Source organism: Bradyrhizobium sp. CCGB20 (assembly GCF_024199855.1).
GTDB lineage: Bacteria > Pseudomonadota > Alphaproteobacteria > Rhizobiales > Xanthobacteraceae > Bradyrhizobium.
This window is the reverse complement of record NZ_JANADN010000001.1, coordinates 3,854,969-3,873,173: the sequence shown is the minus strand read 5'-3', so window position 1 is coordinate 3,873,173 and position 18,205 is coordinate 3,854,969. Positions and strand designations below refer to the sequence as shown.

Below are 18,205 nucleotides of genomic sequence, written 5' to 3'. Positions count from 1 at the left end.
GGGCCCGCTGGCATTAAATCCAGCGGGCCGTTCGATTTCGAATTACTTCCCCTTCATCTTTGGGTCATTCATGGTCGCGCCGGGATTGGCCGACCCAGGGCTGCTCGAAGCGCCTTGACCACTAGCCGCTGCTGGAGAATTGCCACCGCCGCCCGATCCAGCACCGGCTCCGCCCGATCCAGCGCCCGCGCCGGCTCCTGCCCCAGTTCCACCCGCCCCTCCGCCTGCACCACCCGCGCCGCCGGCTCCGCCGCCAGCCCCACCCTGCGCCGAGGCGGCAGCGATCGATCCGAACATAAACGCAGCTGCAAGCGCGATCTTGCCAAACTTCATAGTTGTCTTCTCCTGTTGAAGTTTGTCTGCAACCGCCCCCCTTACCCTTCGTTCCTAAGTCGATGCAGGTCCAGGCGCGTCTAGGTGACACATGGGTAAGGATGCGTCCCTCAAACCTGAACTTCCCCGTGGAGGTCGAGGATCGCTTCGGCCAAAAATGACCGCTTCGGGTTGAAAGCGTTGTCTAACGCTCGGCTGCAAACTTCCGGCCTCCCCCCTCTGCACATGTAGCGGCACCGCTAGTGAAAGGCCAAGACCTGACAGCGCTGCCGTTAGGTCCGCGGCGTCGGCTGCCGGTCAAATGCTGATAATCGACGCAGCGCTATAAGTTCGACCATGGGCCACCAGTAGACAAGCGACTGCCAATCGAAGGAGCCTCGGATTGGCCTCAGAGGCCGCGTGGGTTGGTCGAGGGATTCATTCGAACGAGATATTCGATCGCGCGCCCCTAGTTGCCCCGATATCCCAGAGCTCCAGGTCGCTTACGTCGTCCAGCGTCGCTCGCAAGGTCTGGCGGATACGCCAAGCATAAAAAGCGTCAAAAGCACTTTAAGAAAGTTGGAGGGGCCGCTGCGTCGACACTGACGTCTGCGCCGATCCCGGGCAGTATAACTCGTGCTCATCGCGATCTCCCGGAGTGACCACCCACGGGGCGACCTTGCCGTGGCAGATCGGAGCGCGCTTGACACCGCGCCCACATTTTTTCTCACCAGCGACTTATTTTTTGCGTCGCACCCTATACTACATTCCCTCGTGCCAGACGGGAGCGATCTTGCTCTATCTCTTTTGAGGGCCACGCATTGGAGACCGACCGCCGCGAGCTTCGTCGGGGACCGGATGCGTTGCCCGTAACGCCCCGGGTATTTGATCTGCTCGCGTACGTCATCGGGAGCGCGTCGGCGCGTCGACGCTGACGGCGTCCGCGCCGACGCCGCCCCTCTCAAGCGGTAGCGACAGCGGAGCCAAGCCCTCTCCGTCGTCGTCAGATCCCAGCGGCCAGGGGCGCTTCCACGAATTCGAGCGCGGCGCGTCCGTTGTCGGTGATTCGCCAGCCACCGCCTGTTCGCTCAACAGTCCTTGGGAAAAATGTCCAAGTTAGGCACCCGCGACGCCAGCCGTTTGGTGCGCTCTGTCCATTCCTGCTCGCTAGTGGCCAATATCGCCATATCACGTTTGAACTCCGCCATCAGCGAAGCCGTCGGGATAGCTCACCAGGAATCTCCAGGACAGTGACTTGGAAATTCAGCCCCGCTGCCCTCCGCAACTACCGCCACATCGTCGGCGCATCCGAGAGGGCTTGGCGACCGACCTGCCTGAGGTCATCCGGTGAGGTGTCACCTCTCGTGGCAGCCTCCAAAATCTTTGAGGCCACGTGGGTGCGGGTGCAGGTCTGGTCTCGAGAAACGCTTTCACAGACCTCATCGAGAACCGCACGCAATATCCGCGCCCGCTCTTCGCAAGGGCACTGTCGCGGAATCCGGACAATGCGGCAATGCACCTGCCAAAGTCAGATTGGTTACTTTGGTTAGGCCCTCGGTGGCCGCGGGTTGTGGGTGAAGCTCAGCTGATCGACCTGCGGGTTGCGCAACCAGCGAGTTAGCAGGGCAAAAGTCGTAACCACGGGGAAGCCTTTCGCTCCTAGCCCTTTCCAGGGGTTACGATTCACACTGAAGAACCGCTCTGCGGCCAAGAGTGGCCATCCCGCCACCTCACGTTGGCATGGGGCACTCGGCGGGGCAAGGCGCTTACGGTTTCATCAATGGAAGGGATTCCCGGCATGGAACCAAGCCGCTGGCCGTCCGTTGGGCGCTATTGGCCAGCGGAGACGACGCGCACTCGCGTCAGCATATGCAACTACTCGGCTGGGCCTTCATCTCAGGGGAAGAGACATGGCCGATGCCGCAAATCAAATTCCCGACCGCATTCCGATCAATCTCATCGTCAATGGTAACAGGCGCACGCTTGACCTCGTGCCCTGGACCACACTTCTCGACGCCCTGCGCGACCATCTCGCGCTGACTGGGACCAAGAAAGGCTGCGATCACGGTCAATGCGGCGCCTGCACCGTGCTGGTCGACGGGCGGCGGGTCAATTCCTGCCTGACGCTCGCCGTCATGAAGGACGGCGCGGAGATCACTACGGTCGAAGGAATTGCCAAAGACGGCGCGATGCATCCCCTGCAACAGGCCTTTATTGATCACGACGCCTTCCAGTGCGGCTATTGCACGCCCGGACAGATTTGTTCCGCGGCCGGGCTCCTGGCCGAAGGCCGCGCCAAAGATTCTGACGAGATCCGGGAGCTGATGAGCGGCAATCTCTGCCGCTGCGGCGCCTATCCGAACATCGTCGCCGCCATCCAGCAGGCAATGGGGCGGCCATGATCAATTTCCAGTATTCCCGCGCCAGCGACGTCGCCGATGCGATCCTCCTGCTCACCGCTCATCCCGGCGCCAAGCTCATCGCCGGCGGCACCAATTTGATCGACCTGATGAAGGAGAATGTCGAAGCGCCCTCCCGGCTGATCGACATCTCCCGCCTGCCGCTCCGCAAGATCGAGGAGACAGCCGACGGAGGCCTGCGCATCGGTGCCTTGGTGCCGAACTCGGATCTTGCTTACCATCCGCTGATCGAGCAGCGCTACCCGCTGCTCGCCAGCGCCGTCCTGGCCGGAGCATCGGCGCAATTGCGCAACATGGCCTCCGTCGGCGGCAATCTGATGCAACGGACGCGTTGCGCCTACTTCTATGACACGACGACGCCCTGCAACAAGCGAACCATCGGCAGCGGCTGCTCGGCGATCGACGGCCTCAACCGCAACCATGCGATCGTCGGCACAAGCGCCTCCTGCATCGCGACCAATCCGTCCGACATGAGCGTGGCGCTGGCCGCACTTGACGCGCTCGTGCACGTCGCAGGCCCGTCCGGCGAACGTACGATCGTGCTGACCGACTTCCACCGGCTTCCTGGCGACACGCCTCATCTCGATACCAATCTCGAGGCCGACGAGATCATCACGGCGATCGAACTGCCGCCGCGCGGCTTTACCCGCAACTACAGCTATCTGAAGATCCGCGACCGGCTGTCCTATGCCTTCGCCCTGGTCTCGGTTGCGGCTGCGCTCGAACTGGACGGCAACGCGATCAGAGAGGCGCGCGTCGCGCTCGGCGGCGTGGCCCACAAACCCTGGCGCAGCCTTGAGGCCGAAACGGCCTTGCGCGGCCAGGCGGCAACAACGGAGCATTTCTCCCGCGCTGCGGATCTCCTGCTGCAGAGCGCAAGAGCCCAGGCCCATAACGGTTTCAAGATCGAGCTCGCGCGCCGCGCCATCGTGCGAACGCTGATGCAGGCCGCCAACGCCACGCCGCAATCACAGGCCCACAAGAAGATCGCGTGAGGCACCGATGAACGCCTATGTCGGAACACCAACGTCCCGCGTCGACGGCCGCGCCAAGGTCACCGGGGCCGCCAAATATGCCGGCGAATTCACGGCCGACGGGCTTCTGCATGGCTTCGTCGTCGAGGCCACAATTCCGCGCGGACGCATCGCCCGCCTCGATACCAGCGAGGCCCTGAAGGTAAAAGGCGTGCTCGACGTGCTCACGCATGCGCATCGCCCGCCACTCGCCGACAACGACGAGGCCTGGAAGGATGAAGTGGCGCCGGAGGAAGGATCGCCGTTCCGGCCGCTCTATGACGACAGCATCAAATTCAACGGCCAGCCGATCGCGCTGGTCGTGGCGGAGGACTGGGAAACCGCGAAATTCGCCGCGACCCTGGTGCATGTCGAATATCGGGAGGAGCAGGCGTTTGCGACCGATCTCGAAGCCGGGCGCAGGAAGGCGACTGAGGTGAAGCAGCAGCTCAAGCCGCGCGGCGACGCCGCAAAAGCGCTTGCGGGAGCGGCCGTACGGCACGAGGCGGACTACGTCCTTCCGACCGAGCATCACAATCCGATGGAGCTCTATGCAAGCACGGCCGTCTGGGACGGCAACGGCAGGCTCACGGTCTACGACAAGACGCAAGGCGTCCAGAACGTCCAAAAATTTCTGTGCAGCGTGTTCGACAAGAAGCCCGATGACATCCGGGTGCTATCGCCCTATGTCGGCGGCGCCTTCGGCTCCGGCTTGCGGCCGCAATATCAGGTGGTGCTGGCAACGCTCGCTGCGCTCGTTCTGAAGCGCTCCGTTCGCGTGGTGCTGACGCGGCGGCAGATGTATGGGCTCGGCCACCGGCCCGCGACAATCGAGCGCGTCGGCCTCGGCGCCAAGCCTGACGGCACGCTCGATGCGGTCGTGCACGAGGCCACGGCCATCACGTCGCGCTACGAGGATTTCGCGCGCAACGACAGCGGCTGGGCGGAACAGCTCTACAAAAGCGCAAACAGCCGCTATTCTCACAAGCTCGTCCGTCTCGACGTCTCCACCCCCTGCGACATGCGCGCGCCCGGCGCAGCCTCGGGCGTGTGCGCGCTCGAATGCGCCATGGACGAGCTGGCCGTCGCCCTCAAGCTCGACCCGATCGAGCTACGGCTGAAGTGCTACTCGGATCGCGACCAGAGCGAAGACCTGCCCTACACCAGCAAGCAGCTACGCGAATGCTACGCCCGCGGCGCTGAAGCCTTCGGCTGGAGCAGCCGCGATCCCACGCCGCGCGCGATGCGCGACGGTAAGGAGCTGGTCGGCTGGGGCATGGCGACAGGCGTGTGGGAGGCACTGCAGATGCCGGTCGCAGTCCGCATCGTGCTGACCGCCAATGGGCATGCCGAGGTGTTCTGCGCGGCGTCCGACATCGGCACCGGCACCTACACCATCATGGCGCAGGTGGCTGCCGATGCACTCGGGCTGCCGATCGAGAGCATCAGTGTCAAGCTCGCCGACTCGACCCTCCCGCAGGCTCCCGTCGAGGGCGGTTCCTGGATGGCCGCATCGAGCGCACATGCGGTGCTGGGAGCGGCCGACGACATTCGCCAGGATCTCGCGCGTCTCGCCAGTACGATGCCCTCTTCGCCGCTCGCCGGCGTCGATGCTGCCGACGTCATCCTGATCGACGGCACGATCGCCAGCAACGGTGAAAAGACCCGTGCCGTCTCGATCGCGGATGCGATGCGGCACGGCAAGCTCGAGCGGCTCGAAAAGCAGAAGCTCAACCACTTCACGGAGGACAAGTCGCGCGCCCGCAACACGCATTCGGCCGTGTTCGCCGAGGTAAAGGTCGACGAGCAGCTCGGCGTCATCCGCGTCACGCGAGTCGTGAGCGCCGTCGCCGCCGGTCGGATCCTGAACACCAAGACCGGTCGCAGCCAGATCATGGGCGGCGTGGTCTGGGGGATCGGGATGGCCCTGCACGAGGAGACGGTGATGGATCACCGCTTCGGCCGGATCATGAATGCGAACATCGCCGAGTACCACATCCCAGTGAACGCCGACATCCACGACATCGACGTGATCTTCGTTGAAGAGCGCGACGACCACATCAACCGGCTTGGCGTCAAGGGCCTGGGCGAAATCGGCATCGTCGGCGTTCCTGCGGCGATCGCAAACGCCGTCTATCACGCCACTGGCAAACGCATCCGCCGCTTCCCGATCACGCTGGATAATCTGCTCGCCTGATGCGACAGGCTATTTGCCCCCTCGCCTGATCCGACGGGCTGCTCGCAGGCATTCACTGTCGACCTTTGTCTCGTCAAAGACGAAAAGTCGGCGCATTTAGCGGCGAAAGGGGTGGTCAACGATCATTCGGTCGGTTTGGCTTTGCGCATGTCGCGCCTCGCTGAAGACATCGCAGATTTCCTCTAACCATATAGCGAGCGTAAGCGGCGACGTTCCTGCAATACATGCTGAGGAATCTCTGCGGTTGCAGCGCTCTTTCCTACCGTGATGCGCCACGCCACCGCTGAGGCTCCTCCGCTCGCCAGCTTGATCGCGCGCGCCGCGATGACGCACTGAGCTCTTGGCCGCCGCCACGCCGAGGCGCGAGGTAAATCGGATGAAACCGCTGCTGCAGTAGTGAACTGAGGCAGGTCTCACCCCATGGATCGAGCGCGCCCGTGCCAGTCTTGTCGCATCGTTCGCCCGCGGGAAGCGCGCAGTACCGCCGTCTTACGACGCGATCAATCTGGCGCCCGACCCGAGCCCCAGAAGGCCGGGGATAACCAGGGAGGCCGAGAACGCCGCAAGAGGACCGGGGTCTCTCCTGGACGGCGCTATGGAAGAGATTGGAAACACGCCCCACGCCTGTCGCGACCAGCATTCAGCCGGTTCCCGTCCTTATTCCCTGCGGCCATTTGAACCAAATGCGCCCTGCATTGTTGCAGTGCCTTAGCCAGCGACGGGAAGAACCGGCAATCAACGCCAGATAAGTGCTTTTGGAAATACCTCCAACCGAGAGAAAGCTGATGATTGATAGATCCGAAAGCGGCGGCACTGTGCGCAGGCACCCCGCACTTCTGAGAATGTCCGCCATAGGCGTGGCGGGACTGCTGTCTGCACTGATGCTCACAGCCGTGGCGCCACCGATCGTCGCAGATCAATCCGATCGCGCCGTGGTCAACGCGCCTGTTACGCTTCTGACCGCGCCAATCAGTGGCGAAATCGGTTTGTTGGCGGTACTTCCCGGCCGGGACGTCCGCGACGGCGACACGCTGGCGCAGATCAGCAATCCAAGAGTTGATCGCGGGACACTCATCACGCTCCAGGAGAAGGCGTCCGACGCACGTCAAAAACTCGACGCGACACGCGCGAAGCACGAATCGGACCTCAGCTATGTTTCGTCTCTCGATGATGAACTCGCCAACCAGACCAACCAGCTCAAGGCTCAGTTCAAGTCGCAGATCGAGGAGCTTCGCGCCCGGGTTGCGCAATCCAACGCCATGAGCGGTGAAAAGAAGGCCTTGGTGGACCGCCAGAGCAATATGGTGACACGCAATGCCGCAAGCATGGATATGCTCAGGCCGACGATCCAGCAATACGCCGCGGCCATGCATGGTGCGGACGCAGAGGCTGCCAAGCTGAATCAAAAGATGGCCCAGCTCGACGCCCTGAGCAAAGGTATCTATGTCGGAGACGAACTGGTTGCTCTCAATAACCTGGCTCAGAAGCGCAGGGACATCGACCTGGACGCCAGGCGGATGAAAATCGAGGAAAAGCAGCAATCGGTCGTGCTCGCCGACCTGGAAAACCTGATCGACGCCGAACAAGCAAGGCTCGCGACCTTGGCGGATGCCGATGTCCTTTCGCACGGCCAAGGCAAGGTGTTGACCGTCGGCGCCGCGATGGGACGGCATGTGAGCGCTGGTGATACCATCAGTTCCATTGTCGACTGCGACAAGCGCTTTGTTGTGGCCATCTTCTCCTACCGGCAGGGTCAGAGCATGATGCCCGGCACCCGTGTTCGCATCGACGGGAGTTCGTTGCGGTCCGGCGTCGTCAGCGCGGTGCTGCCGAAGACCAGCGACAAGGTCGATGAGCGCTTTGCCGTTCCGTTCCCGCAAACCGAACGGCGCGAACTCTACGCCATCATCACGCCGGATGACGCGAGCGGGGATGGCGCATCAGCGCAACAAGCAGGAACTGCAAGCGCATCCGCGTGTCCGGTCGGCCAATGGGTGACGGTGACGCGCGAGAATGGTGTGGTCCCCTCGATGTCGGTCACCTGGCACCGGCTCGGCCATTTCGTTGCTTCGTGGATTGGAGACGACGCAGGCAGGAACGACAGTGCCAAGACCGAGACTGCCAAGACCGAGACTGCCAAGACCGAGACTGCCAACAGCGACACTGCGCAGAATTTGTCTTTGGACGCGGATACAAGAAGAGCTGGCATCGCACTTCTGCAAGACGTCTTCCGCGCCTCGGAGCCGCAGAAACCAAAGGCCGACGCGGATGGATCGCCCGAAACTCGCACCCTTGTATCACGATGAAGTCTGCCATCGTGATGATGATGTGCGCGACAGTCGTGGGCGCCCTGGCGGCCGCAGGCCAAACGGCGCAAGCGGCAAACACTTTCTGCGCCGGGTTGAACAAGGCGGTCACGCCGCACACAAAAGCTGCCGACGCGGTTTTCATCGGCAGTTATGAACCCAGCACGGATGAAGCGACCCTTCCGGCCGGTCTCGCTACCACGGCCTTCGTCTATGACAACGCGCTCGCCGCCATTGCACTGATTGCCTGCGGCAATGTGTCGGATGCAAGACCGATCGCCAACGCGCTGAGCCGCGCCGTACGCAAGGATCGAAGCTTTGATGACGGCCGTGTGCGCAATGCCTATCGCACCGGTGCGGTGAACCAGGAGGTACCCGATCTACCGGGCTGGTGGGACGGTCATGCCAAGATCTGGGCGGAGGATCCGGCGCAGGACGGCACTTCCACCGGAAACGTTGCGTGGGTCGCACTGGCACTGCTGACGCTCCATCAGGCGACCCACGATCCTCAATGTCTCGCCGACGCCAGACGCCTGATCGACTGGGTCATCGACGCGACCGCTTCCTCGGATGGCTTTTACGGCGGCTTTCACGGCTACGATCCGAAGCAGGTCAGGCTCACCTGGAAGTCGACCGAGCACAATGCCGACGTCCACGCGGCCGCGCGCTGGCTGTTTCGCTTGACTGGGGAACCGAAGTACGACGACGCGGCAGCGCAGGCCAGGCGGCTGCTCGATCGCGCCTTTCGCGGAGATCATTTCCTGCTTGGGACGAAGCCCGACGGCAATCTTGCGGATGAGGGTCTGCTCGCGCTCGACGCTCAGCTTTGGCCGTGGATGGCCGTGCCCGAATCGCCGGAAGCCTGGAAGAGCGCACTCGGCTTCGCGAAAGCGCGACTAGGGGTCGATGGCGGTTTCGATTTCAACGGCGATCGCGACGGCCTCTGGGTCGAGGGCACGGCGCAGGCGGCATTGGCCTACCGGATCAGCGGCAACGCGCGAGAGAGCGATCGGTTGTTGGCAAGCCTGAAGGCGGACCAGACGCCGAGCGGCCTGCTCAATGCCTCCCGCCCGGCGCGATTGACAACGGGACTGTCGATCGATCCCACCGGCAGCGGCGATCCTGACTTCTTCTATTACCGCCGTCCGCATCTCGGCGCGACCGCATGGGCCGTGCTGGCCGAAACAGGTTGGAACCCCTTCACCGGGAAAAGGATACGCTGATGTTCCCCACCGCCCCCGATGATCTTTCGATCCTGACCATCGACATCGGAATTCTGCTCGGGCTTCTGGTGATAGCGCGACTGCTGGACCCGCTGTGTGCCAGAGACCGTATCCTGTTCGGGGCGACGAGCGCGGCGTTTCTGATCCTTTATGCACTGTGGCGATGGAACGATACGCTGCCGCCGTTCGAGCTGTCGGCGCAAAGTCTTTGGCCGCGGCTCTTCATTGCCTTCGAGTCACTGGCCATCCTGTACACGCTGATCTCTATCGTGATCCTGTTCCGCAGCTCGGACCGCACCGCGCAAGCCGACGCGGCGGAGCAGCTTCTGTCCGCAAAAAATCGCCATCCCGCCGTCGACATCTTCATCTGCACCTATGACGAACCGCTCGAAATCCTCGAGCGGTCGATCCTGAGCGCACTGGCGCTCGACTATGCCAATGCGACAGTCTGGGTGCTTGATGACCAGAGGCGCGACTGGCTGCGGGAATATTGCGAGCGCGTTGGCGCGCGTCATCTGACCCGGCCTGACAACAAGGGCGCCAAGGCCGGGAACCTCAATAACGGGTTGGCCACGACCGCCCGCGCGACCAACGCGCCTGTCATTCTGGTGCTCGATGCGGATTTTGCGCCCCGGCGGGACTTTTTGAAACGCACGGTCGGCCTGCTGCTGTCCGATCCGGAGGTTGCGATCGTGCAGACTCCGCAATTTTACTACAACGCCGATCCGATCCAGCATAATCTGCTGGCGGAGAAGAGTTGGGTCGACGATCAACGCTTCTTCTTCGACATCTTCCAACCGGCCAAGGACGCGTGGGGCTGCGCGTTCTGCGTCGGCACCTCCTTTGTCGTTCGCCGCGACCGGCTCGAGGAAATCGGCGGCTTTCCCGATCAGGCAATCACCGAGGATATCAACCTCACCTACACCATGCTGGCGCACGGCTACCGCACATCCTGGCTGAACGAGCCGCTCAGTTTCGGACTTTCAGCCGAAGGCATCCCGGAATACGTCACCCAGCGCACGCGCTGGTGCCTCGGCACCATACAGGTCGCCCTGCTGCGTAACGGCCCGCTGCTCGGCCCCGGCTTCAGCTTCACCCAGCGCTGGCACTATCTTCACGGCATGCTAAACTGGCTCTCCAAACCCTTCATGGTGCTGCTATTGATCGCACCGACGATCTATTGGTTCGGCGGGCTGCCCGCGTTCGAAGCCGATTACCACTCCTTCCTGCGCTATGGCGTGCCGGCGCTGCTCGGGCAGATTATCTACATGGGCTGGATATCGCGCGCGCGGACGCTGCCTTTGTTCATGGAAGCCACCCACGCCATCACCTGCTTTGCGGTGACCGCAACGCTGCTGAGCGCCGTCGTCAAGCCGTTCGGCCGCCCCTTCAAAATTACCGACAAAGGCGGCGACCGATCGGCGCCGCGCATCCACTGGAAGCTCGCCGCCATCTTCGGGATGATCGCCGCAAGTTCTGCCGCGAGCATCATATGGGCGTTGATCTCGCCCTACGCCGCCAGCGAGATTTCCTCGCTAGATTTCTTCAACCTGCTCTGGGCCGGCATCGCGATGCTGATCGCTTTCATCGCGTTTCTCGTCTGCTTCGAATTGCCTCGTCCCGGCCACATGTTCGAGACGGACGAGGCTGTCTGGCTCTCGGGCGAAGGAAAGGTCTTGTCGTGCCGCCTGCTCGCGATGTCGCCGACCTCGGTGCGCTTCTCGGGTGCGGACGGCGGGGCGCTTGAGCTGGCCGGCTGGCGCTACAAAATTCACCTGGAAGGGCTGGGATGGACCGACATGTCCATGGTCTCGCGATCCGGCAACACGGTGCTCGCGCGGCTTGAGCCGAGTGCGGAACAACATCAGCGTCTGGTGGTACGGCTCTTCAGCGCGTCCCACGGTAACATCGCCGGCGTCGCCAGCCTTCGAGGCGCGCTGGCCGGGTTGCTACGTCGCGGATTTATTGGCGTCTAGCGCGGGGCCTAAAGTCAGACGTAACTCTCAGCGATGGTCTCCGAAAATGCCACGCTTTCACTATGCTCGATCCGGGCTCGACATTTGCCGGACGTGGAAAAATGGCGTTCCTCGGTCTGAGGGGCGCCCGTCAGGAGGCGAAGCCTTGATGCTCTCCTCGAGCGCACTCGGGCACATTTTTGAGACTGACTTGGCCGACCTGCTCAAGCGGAAGATGGCGGATCAGGCCGACGCTGCCGTCTCCCAGCCGCTTCGCGGCGTCCGCTTTTGGCTTTTCTGCCTAAAATAGGCGGCGGGGGCAGGAATAGTCTCGCCGGCCGGTGCAGGTGACTCCGGCACGCTGATGCTGACCAGCCGGGTCTGCGTCGAACTCGTGCACAAAGGCGGCCGCTATCGGCGTAGGGCTCCGCCGTTTCGGCACCGACCGCGCTTGCGATCTGCACCCGCGGACGCGTGCGGTATGACTCCGGTCGGTCTCACTCGCGGCAGTTTGATATCTTCAGCCATCCCGGCGGAATTTCGTGAAAAGGTCGTTCTAGGATCTCTGGCCCCGACGTTTCGCCCGAACGGCATGGAAGCGCGCGTTCGTCTGCGGCTTGATGAACAGGGCTGCGACGCTCGGGTGACGTTTGCGGATCTCGCTCTCGAGCGAGATCACACATTGTTCAATGTCGTCGGCGCGCTTCTCGTCGGCGAACTCGACGCTTAGGGCGGCGATAACCTCGTCCGGCGATAACTGCACCGTCAGGAGCCCGTTGGCCTGGAGCACGCCCGGCGAGCGTCGTGCGATCTCGAGGATCGATCGAGCGAGCTCCGGATGCGCCGGCTCGCCGATCAGGAGACTCTTGCTCTCGCGGGCGAGTCCGACGGATGTGATCCCTAAAAGAACCCCGATCAGGATCGAGCCGATGCCATCCCACACCGGCTGCGCCAGCCATACCGCAGCTGCAGTGGCTGCGGCCGCGATGACGATGCCGACCATCGCGGCGCTGTCCTCAAGCAACACCATGAACGCGGGAGGGTCCTTGCTGCGGACGAAGGCCTGATAGTATCCGAATCGCGCAGCATCCGACCGGAAACGACGCAGGGCGATTAGCCACGAGGCGCTCTCGAACAGGAACGACAGGGCGAGCACGACGAAGCTAACGATGGGATCCTCAATCGGCTCGGGTGCCCAAATGTGCAAGACCCCCTGATAGAGCGAGACGCCGGAGCCGAGCGCAAAAATCAGCAGCGCGAAGATGAAGCTCCAGAAGTACAATTCACGTCCATAGCCGAGCGGATGCGATTCGTCCGCCGGGCGGCTCGCACGATGGTAGCCGTAGAGCAGCAGCACCTCGTTGGATGTATCCACGACCGAGTGCACGGCCTCGCTCGTCATCGCCGAGCTTCCCGTCCAGATGGCGGCGCCGATCTTGGTGACGGCGACAAGGATATTGCCGGCCAGCGCAGCATAGACGGTCGTCTTCGACGATGATGCGGCCGTCATGTTCACCAAGATCCACCTCCACAGAATCAGGCCCACCGCCGAGGCAGGCTGTTGTGAATCGTACAGGCGGCGACCGCCGCATGACCGAACGCGACGGAGATCTGGTGCAGATCGGTAACGACGTCGCCTATTCCGTAGAGTCCATCGACCGATGTGCGCTGATGATCGTCGACCCTTAGATAGCTTTCGTCGGTATGCTCGGCATCCAGCGACATCGCCAGCCGCGAGCGCACCTGCGCGCCCATCGCCGCATAGACCACATCAAATTCCTCGGTAAGCTCGCCATCGAAGACCGCTTCGATCCGTTTCCCCTTTCGCCTGAGCCTCAGGTCGGAGGCCGGTACGACGCTAACAGCTTCCACGGACAGCCGCGCCTTCGCGACCTCGTCCGCTCCGCATTCCGTCGCGAGCAGCGTCACATCCTGCGAGTAGCCGCGGAGGAATAGCGCCTTGGGCGCGGCGTGATCGAGCGGGCCGATCACGCCGATTCGGCGGCCGATTGCCTCGAAGGCGTCGCAGACCGGACAGTAGCGTAAGAGCCCATCAGCGACCGCAGAGCGCCACTCGTCGAATGGCGGATGGATGTCCACGATCCCGCAGGCGAGAACCACACTGGAGACGTCATGTTCGCATCCCCGCCAGCTCGCGCGAAAGCCGTCTCTGTGCCGCCTCAGGGCGGTGACTTCGGCATCCACGCGCGCGACGTCGAGCTCGGCTAGTTGCGACGACATCCGCGCGATCAGCTCTGCGCCGGACAGGCCATGCGCAAAGCCCGGTACATTGTGACTACGGGGGATCAAAGCCGCACGACTTGCGCCCGTATCCACAAGGCAGACGCGGCGTCGGAATCGGCCGAGATAGATAGCGGCCATCAGGCCTGCTGGCCCGCCGCCGACGATTAAGCATTCAATGGACATCGATAACGTCGCGCGTGATCGCGTTGCTTGATCCCTCACTGAGGGGTTGGGATCCGATGCGCGATAGCGGCATTCCCTTTTGGATGTCCGGTTCCGGCATGCTGGTCCCTTCGGAAAGATCAGTCGTCGGACCAACCCAGGGCACCACGGGCGGTTCCCGAAGGCCGACAAGGATGGCTCTGTGACGGACGATCTCCGGCGGCAGAGTGCGCCGCAAGAGTTGCGGCACTATCGCCTTACGTTTTTGCCGCAAACCCATCGCTCGCCCCCTACTCCGTTCCCTGAAGAGGCGCCTGCAGTACTCAGAATTCGCCGGTCACGTAGCAACCATCGTTCATTCCTGGACTTGATGCCACGTGGTTGAGCCGAACACGGAAGCGAACATCCTGGCGATAGAATCCTGAGATTGCGAGAAGAGCGTTTGTTTGAAGCATGAGGCACGGCGAGGTGAACGAAGGCGATGCGGCCGAGGGGAGCAATAAGACGGCGTGGTGGCAATCCGCTGTCATCTATGAGATCGCGCTGATCTCATTTCAAGATTCCGATGGCGACGGCAAAGGCGACCTTGCCGGCCTGGCGGCGCGGATCGACTATCTGAAATGGCTCGGCATCGACGCGGTGTGGCTCACGCCGATCTACCGTAGCCCCTTCCGCGATCTCGGTTATGACATCTCCGATTATTGTTCGATCGACGCGAGTTTTGGCAGCCTGGATGACTTTGATCGCCTCATCGCCGTCCTGCACAAGGAAGGCATCCGGCTCATTCTCGACCTCGTCCCCAATCACACCGCCGACGACCATGCCTGGTTCGTCGAAAGCAGCACCTCGCGCAACAGCGCGAAAGCCGACTGGTACATCTGGGCCGATGCGGGCGAGGACGGCGGGCCGCCCAACAACTGGCTGAGCCGCTTCGGCGGCAGCGCGTGGGAATGGTGCGAAGCGCGGCGCCAGTATTTTTACCACTCGTTCCTGGTCGAGCAGCCCGATCTGAACTGGCGCAATCCGGACGTGCGGGCAGCGATGGCCGACGTCATGCGCTTCTGGCTTGATCGCGGCGTCGATGGTTTTCGTGTGGATGCCAGCGCGGTGCTGATCAAGGACGAGCTCTTGCGCGACAATCCAAAAAATCCGCAAGCCGAGGGCAAGCCGCCCCCGCAACGCAACACACCGGTCTTCACCGACGACCGGCCGGAGACGATGCAATGCATCGAATTCATCCGGCAGATCCTCGACATCTATCCCGGCCGGCTGTTGTGCGGCGAAGTCCAGGGCAAGACCGACCGCATTGGCCACTTCTACGGCACCGACCGGCCGCGCCTCCATCTGCCACTCAACTTCGCGCTGCACGACGCCGAGTGGGACGCGCTGTCGGTGCAAGCGGCCATTGATGCCTATTTCAACGCCTTGCCCGAGCGCGCATCGCCCGTCTGGGTGATCGGCGGCCACGACAAGCAAAGGATCGCGAGTAAGATCGGCGCCGCCCAGATGCGCGTGCTGGCGATGCTCCTCATGACGCTCCCGGGAACGCCGTTCTTCTACATGGGCGATGAGATCGGCCGCAAACGCGTGCCCATTCCGCCCGATCACGTCCGTGATCCATTCGAGAAGCTCGTGCCCGGATACGGACTTTGCCGCGACCCGGAACGCGCACCGATGCGGTGGGACGACAGCCCCAGTGGAGGCTTCACCAAAGCCAGCCCATGGCTGCCGCTCGGGCCAGAGAGCGCGCCCAACATAGCGCAGCAGCAACGTGATCAGCGTTCAATCCTAGCGCTATTCCGAGCGTTGATCGCGCTACGGCATGAGCATCCCTGTTTGCAATATGGTAGCTATGAACCGTTGCGATCGCGGAACGATGTGCTCGCAGTGAAGCGCGTGGCGGGCGGGACCGAAGTGCTGGTCGCCCTCAACATCGCTGCCGAGCCAAGGAAATGGCACTGGAAAGGTCGTGGCCGGATGATGATGTCGACGCATCTTGACCGGCCGCAGCAGCCACTGCCGGAAGCGTCGATTCTGCTTCGGGGCAATGAAGGCGTGATTGTCGAGCTCGAGCGCGGCTGACGCTCGCAGATGCGCGAGACGGCCCTTTACTTCACCGATTGTAGACCCGACGTGATCAGCCACTCTCTCAGGTGAGAGGCGGTCTTAGTTCGCCGAGCTTTGCGAATAATCCTGTCGGGATGTCCCGAGCCTCTTTCCCGCGAACGCCGCACCGCGTCCAGTAGTTCTTCCAAAGTAGTATTCTTGAAACGACGCCGTCTCAGCATGGCGTGCTCCCTCATATGTAGGCGGGAGACTCGATTACTCCTCTCCGCCACCGGCGCTACGACGACCAGTGATGCCAAGTTAACAATCTGCCGCAGTGAGAGTTGCGAAATTCCCTTGGCGTTCAGTTCCCGATCGGAGGCTGAGGGCCACGTCGTAGGAAGAGATGGCGAAATCAAGCGGCCTTACTTCGGCGACTGCAATCCAGGAGAAGTCAGCCATTCCGTCAAATATGCTGCCGTCTCGTCTTGGCGCGCTTTTCTGAGCAGCGCCTCCCGCTTACGGCCGGGTGGAAGGTTTCCGGCTTCCTCATGCAGTTGCAAGGCCTCTTGAGTTAGGCGTTCTTCTAGCGACTTAGCGTGTTTGAAGCGGCGGCGCCTGTGTATGCGCTCGACCCTTCCCTTTGGTTCAGGCGGGATCGATTCCTCAGCCACTGGCGCGCTTATGGAAATCGGTCTTGGCCGGTGATGCAGGTAACGCCCATACTGCACACAGGTTGCTATTCAAGAGCTCCCAGCAAATCGCAGCGGCTTTGCCTCACGGCCTTGCGAGCCCCAGCGAAGATTCACTTATGATAAAAATATTTCGGTTCCGCCGACTCATGGAAATCCGGTGCAGTTGCCCGGCGGCGGCAAGAAAGCCATGCCCATGTCGTGGACAGCGAAACGCCCTCAAGCCCACCCTGAACGCCAAGACGACGCCGTTCCCCTACCCCGTACCGGGCTATTTTCAAATGTGATTGGGTGGCACAATTGTAGCAGGAAAAGCAAATCATGACTGACGAACAGATCAATCTCATCGTTCAGCACCTTTGCGAGCAATTGCACTTGGCACTCCGATTAAAAGGCAGCGAGGCGCATCCACCAAACGCCAAGGATATTGGATTCGATCCTGCTTCCGTAAGAACTGTATTGCTGACCGGCTTGCGTTCGGCGGATGTCACGATCCGCGACGAGGCAGCAGGGCCGAGCGATGAGCCGCCATGGTCCTAAACACAAAATGCAGCACCGAGGCCGTGGTACGCCTACCGCGAGAGCGCCCCTCTCCCGGCCGACGCCGATCGAATCCGCCGGGCGGACGTCGTTAGGTAAGTACCATCGGAAAACAGCCATTCCCGTCACGGGCTCGATAGCCAGGCCGGGCCCTGTGAATCGAGGGACTAACCTGCCCCCTTTCTCATCCCAGCCCCGGCGGGCCGAGTTAATACCTGATGGCTTGGTGAACCGGACGAACCGGCCGCTCTTCAATCTGAGCTTGTACCAAGCCATAAGCTGCGATCAGCTGACGACGGGAAATTTGTGATTAAATGTTCTTCTCTTGAAAGTTCTTGCGTTCAGCCGGATACTGGTCCTTGTCTATCAGCAATTCGAGGAGAGCGATCATGGCAATCCAGATCGTGATGGACCGTACTGGCGACAGCCGTCATTATTTCGACCCCCTCGACGTACAGGAATTGGCGAAGGCGGAGCAGCGGTTCTACGAGCTGACGCAGGCCGGCTTCACCGCGGCGTTCCGGACGGGTCCGGGTCAGGCATCACAGATCCGATCGTTCGATCCCAATGCGGACGAGACGATCTTCTTTCCTAGGCTCGTCGGCGGGTAGCGGGCATTCCGCCATGTTGGGTTTTGGATCGACGCAGCCGGGCGTCCGCTCCCGCAGGAGAGCAACGCGAGCTCTCTTCATCAAGCACGGCGCCGAGGGCACGCCAGAGGGACGATCACTGCGGATATTGCGGGAATGGCTGTCGCCGGCGCAACGGGAGCAGTTTGCCGGTCGGGGCTACTTCGAAGTGATCGGAAGCGACACCGGAAAGCGATACAGAGTCCAGGCCGGAACCTCGGCCAACGTGTGGGCGATCAACGAAAAAGGTCGTCTGGAGGCCGGGTTATGCTTCATGCCAATCGGCGCCCTGCCGATCGGAGATGTCATGCTGGCCCAGAAGATAGCGCTGGAAACATGCGAAGCCGAGGTGCTCGCTGTAGCCAGGAAGTTCGCTCCGAGCGGTTTCCATTTCAGGCAAACCCGACCTCTCGGCTGATGGCACCGCGTCATTGCGCGTGTGTCTATATCCGCGACATGCTTCTGC

At 62.1% G+C, this 18,205-nt stretch carries 13 protein-coding genes and 1 pseudogene; 10 read left to right on the top strand and 4 right to left on the bottom strand.

What is annotated here, in order from left to right; genetic code table 11:
- Positions 1 to 1,336: 1,336 nt before the first annotated feature.
- A pseudogene (locus NLM15_RS17695) lies at positions 1,337 to 1,579 on the bottom strand (hypothetical protein); the annotation flags it as partial.
- A gap of 18 nt (positions 1,580 to 1,597) precedes the next feature.
- A complete protein-coding gene (locus tag NLM15_RS43745) occupies positions 1,598 to 1,810 on the bottom strand; it encodes a hypothetical protein (protein ID WP_254124278.1) in 213 nt (70 codons plus the stop codon).
- A 412-nt stretch (positions 1,811 to 2,222) separates the two neighbouring features.
- On the opposite strand from NLM15_RS43745, the gene NLM15_RS17685 reads away from it, so the two are divergent.
- The 6 genes from NLM15_RS17685 to NLM15_RS17660 all read left to right on the top strand — a co-directional run bounded on the left by NLM15_RS17685 (position 2,223) and on the right by NLM15_RS17660 (position 11,447).
- A complete protein-coding gene (locus NLM15_RS17685; RefSeq protein WP_254118353.1) occupies positions 2,223 to 2,714 on the top strand; it encodes a (2Fe-2S)-binding protein in 492 nt (163 codons plus the stop codon).
- On the top strand, positions 2,711 to 3,727 hold the full coding sequence (locus tag NLM15_RS17680; RefSeq protein ID WP_254118352.1) for a xanthine dehydrogenase family protein subunit M: 1,017 nt from the start codon (positions 2,711 to 2,713) through the stop codon (positions 3,725 to 3,727). The genes NLM15_RS17685 and NLM15_RS17680 overlap by 4 nt, the downstream gene beginning before the upstream one ends.
- Positions 3,728 to 3,734: 7 nt before the next feature.
- Complete coding sequence (locus NLM15_RS17675; protein WP_254118351.1) at positions 3,735 to 5,942, top strand: xanthine dehydrogenase family protein molybdopterin-binding subunit; 2,208 nt, start codon at positions 3,735 to 3,737, stop codon at positions 5,940 to 5,942.
- 785 nt (positions 5,943 to 6,727) lie between these two features.
- Positions 6,728 to 8,248 (top strand): HlyD family secretion protein, encoded by a 1,521-nt coding sequence (locus tag NLM15_RS17670; protein WP_254118350.1) that lies wholly within the window; start codon positions 6,728 to 6,730, stop codon positions 8,246 to 8,248.
- Positions 8,245 to 9,471 (top strand): hypothetical protein, encoded by a 1,227-nt coding sequence (locus tag NLM15_RS17665; RefSeq protein ID WP_309143605.1) that lies wholly within the window; start codon positions 8,245 to 8,247, stop codon positions 9,469 to 9,471. The genes NLM15_RS17670 and NLM15_RS17665 overlap by 4 nt, the downstream gene beginning before the upstream one ends.
- A complete protein-coding gene (locus NLM15_RS17660) occupies positions 9,471 to 11,447 on the top strand; it encodes a glycosyltransferase family 2 protein (protein ID WP_254118349.1) in 1,977 nt (658 codons plus the stop codon). The genes NLM15_RS17665 and NLM15_RS17660 overlap by 1 nt, the downstream gene beginning before the upstream one ends.
- Before the next feature lie 535 nt (positions 11,448 to 11,982).
- Here the strand turns inward: NLM15_RS17660 and NLM15_RS17655 are convergent.
- Positions 11,983 to 12,936, bottom strand: coding sequence for a cation diffusion facilitator family transporter (locus tag NLM15_RS17655; protein ID WP_254124276.1), 954 nt, complete (start codon positions 12,934 to 12,936; stop codon positions 11,983 to 11,985).
- A gap of 26 nt (positions 12,937 to 12,962) precedes the next feature.
- A complete protein-coding gene (locus NLM15_RS17650; protein WP_254118348.1) occupies positions 12,963 to 13,853 on the bottom strand; it encodes an NAD(P)/FAD-dependent oxidoreductase in 891 nt (296 codons plus the stop codon).
- Positions 13,854 to 14,300: 447 nt separating this feature from the next.
- Here NLM15_RS17650 and NLM15_RS17645 point away from each other — a divergent pair, with 447 nt between their 5' ends.
- From NLM15_RS17645 to NLM15_RS17625, 4 genes are all read left to right on the top strand, one after another.
- Entirely contained in the window at positions 14,301 to 15,914 is a 1,614-nt protein-coding gene (locus NLM15_RS17645; RefSeq protein ID WP_254118347.1) for an alpha-amylase family glycosyl hydrolase, read from the top strand.
- A gap of 977 nt (positions 15,915 to 16,891) precedes the next feature.
- Positions 16,892 to 17,110, top strand: a complete 219-nt coding sequence (locus NLM15_RS17635; RefSeq protein WP_254118346.1) for a hypothetical protein — start codon at positions 16,892 to 16,894, stop codon at positions 17,108 to 17,110.
- Between the two features lie 389 nt (positions 17,111 to 17,499).
- Positions 17,500 to 17,721 carry a hypothetical protein gene (locus tag NLM15_RS17630; RefSeq protein WP_254118345.1) on the top strand — a complete coding sequence of 74 codons (222 nt, stop codon included), beginning with the start codon at positions 17,500 to 17,502 and terminating at the stop codon, positions 17,719 to 17,721.
- Between the two features lie 13 nt (positions 17,722 to 17,734).
- Positions 17,735 to 18,157 (top strand): hypothetical protein, encoded by a 423-nt coding sequence (locus tag NLM15_RS17625; protein WP_254118344.1) that lies wholly within the window; start codon positions 17,735 to 17,737, stop codon positions 18,155 to 18,157.
- The last annotated feature ends 48 nt before the right edge of the window (positions 18,158 to 18,205 follow it).

Coding starts and splice junctions, on each gene's coding strand:
- NLM15_RS17685 (WP_254118353.1), top strand. CDS start 2,223: ATGGCCGATGCCGCAAATCAAATTCCCGACCGCATTCCGATCAATCTC.
- NLM15_RS17680 (WP_254118352.1), top strand. CDS start 2,711: ATGATCAATTTCCAGTATTCCCGCGCCAGCGACGTCGCCGATGCGATC.
- NLM15_RS17675 (WP_254118351.1), top strand. CDS start 3,735: ATGAACGCCTATGTCGGAACACCAACGTCCCGCGTCGACGGCCGCGCC.
- NLM15_RS17670 (WP_254118350.1), top strand. CDS start 6,728: ATGATTGATAGATCCGAAAGCGGCGGCACTGTGCGCAGGCACCCCGCA.
- NLM15_RS17665 (WP_309143605.1), top strand. CDS start 8,245: ATGAAGTCTGCCATCGTGATGATGATGTGCGCGACAGTCGTGGGCGCC.
- NLM15_RS17660 (WP_254118349.1), top strand. CDS start 9,471: ATGTTCCCCACCGCCCCCGATGATCTTTCGATCCTGACCATCGACATC.
- NLM15_RS17655 (WP_254124276.1), bottom strand. CDS start 12,936: ATGACGGCCGCATCATCGTCGAAGACGACCGTCTATGCTGCGCTGGCC.
- NLM15_RS17650 (WP_254118348.1), bottom strand. CDS start 13,853: ATGTCCATTGAATGCTTAATCGTCGGCGGCGGGCCAGCAGGCCTGATG.
- NLM15_RS17635 (WP_254118346.1), top strand. CDS start 16,892: ATGACTGACGAACAGATCAATCTCATCGTTCAGCACCTTTGCGAGCAA.
- NLM15_RS17630 (WP_254118345.1), top strand. CDS start 17,500: ATGGCAATCCAGATCGTGATGGACCGTACTGGCGACAGCCGTCATTAT.
- NLM15_RS17625 (WP_254118344.1), top strand. CDS start 17,735: ATGTTGGGTTTTGGATCGACGCAGCCGGGCGTCCGCTCCCGCAGGAGA.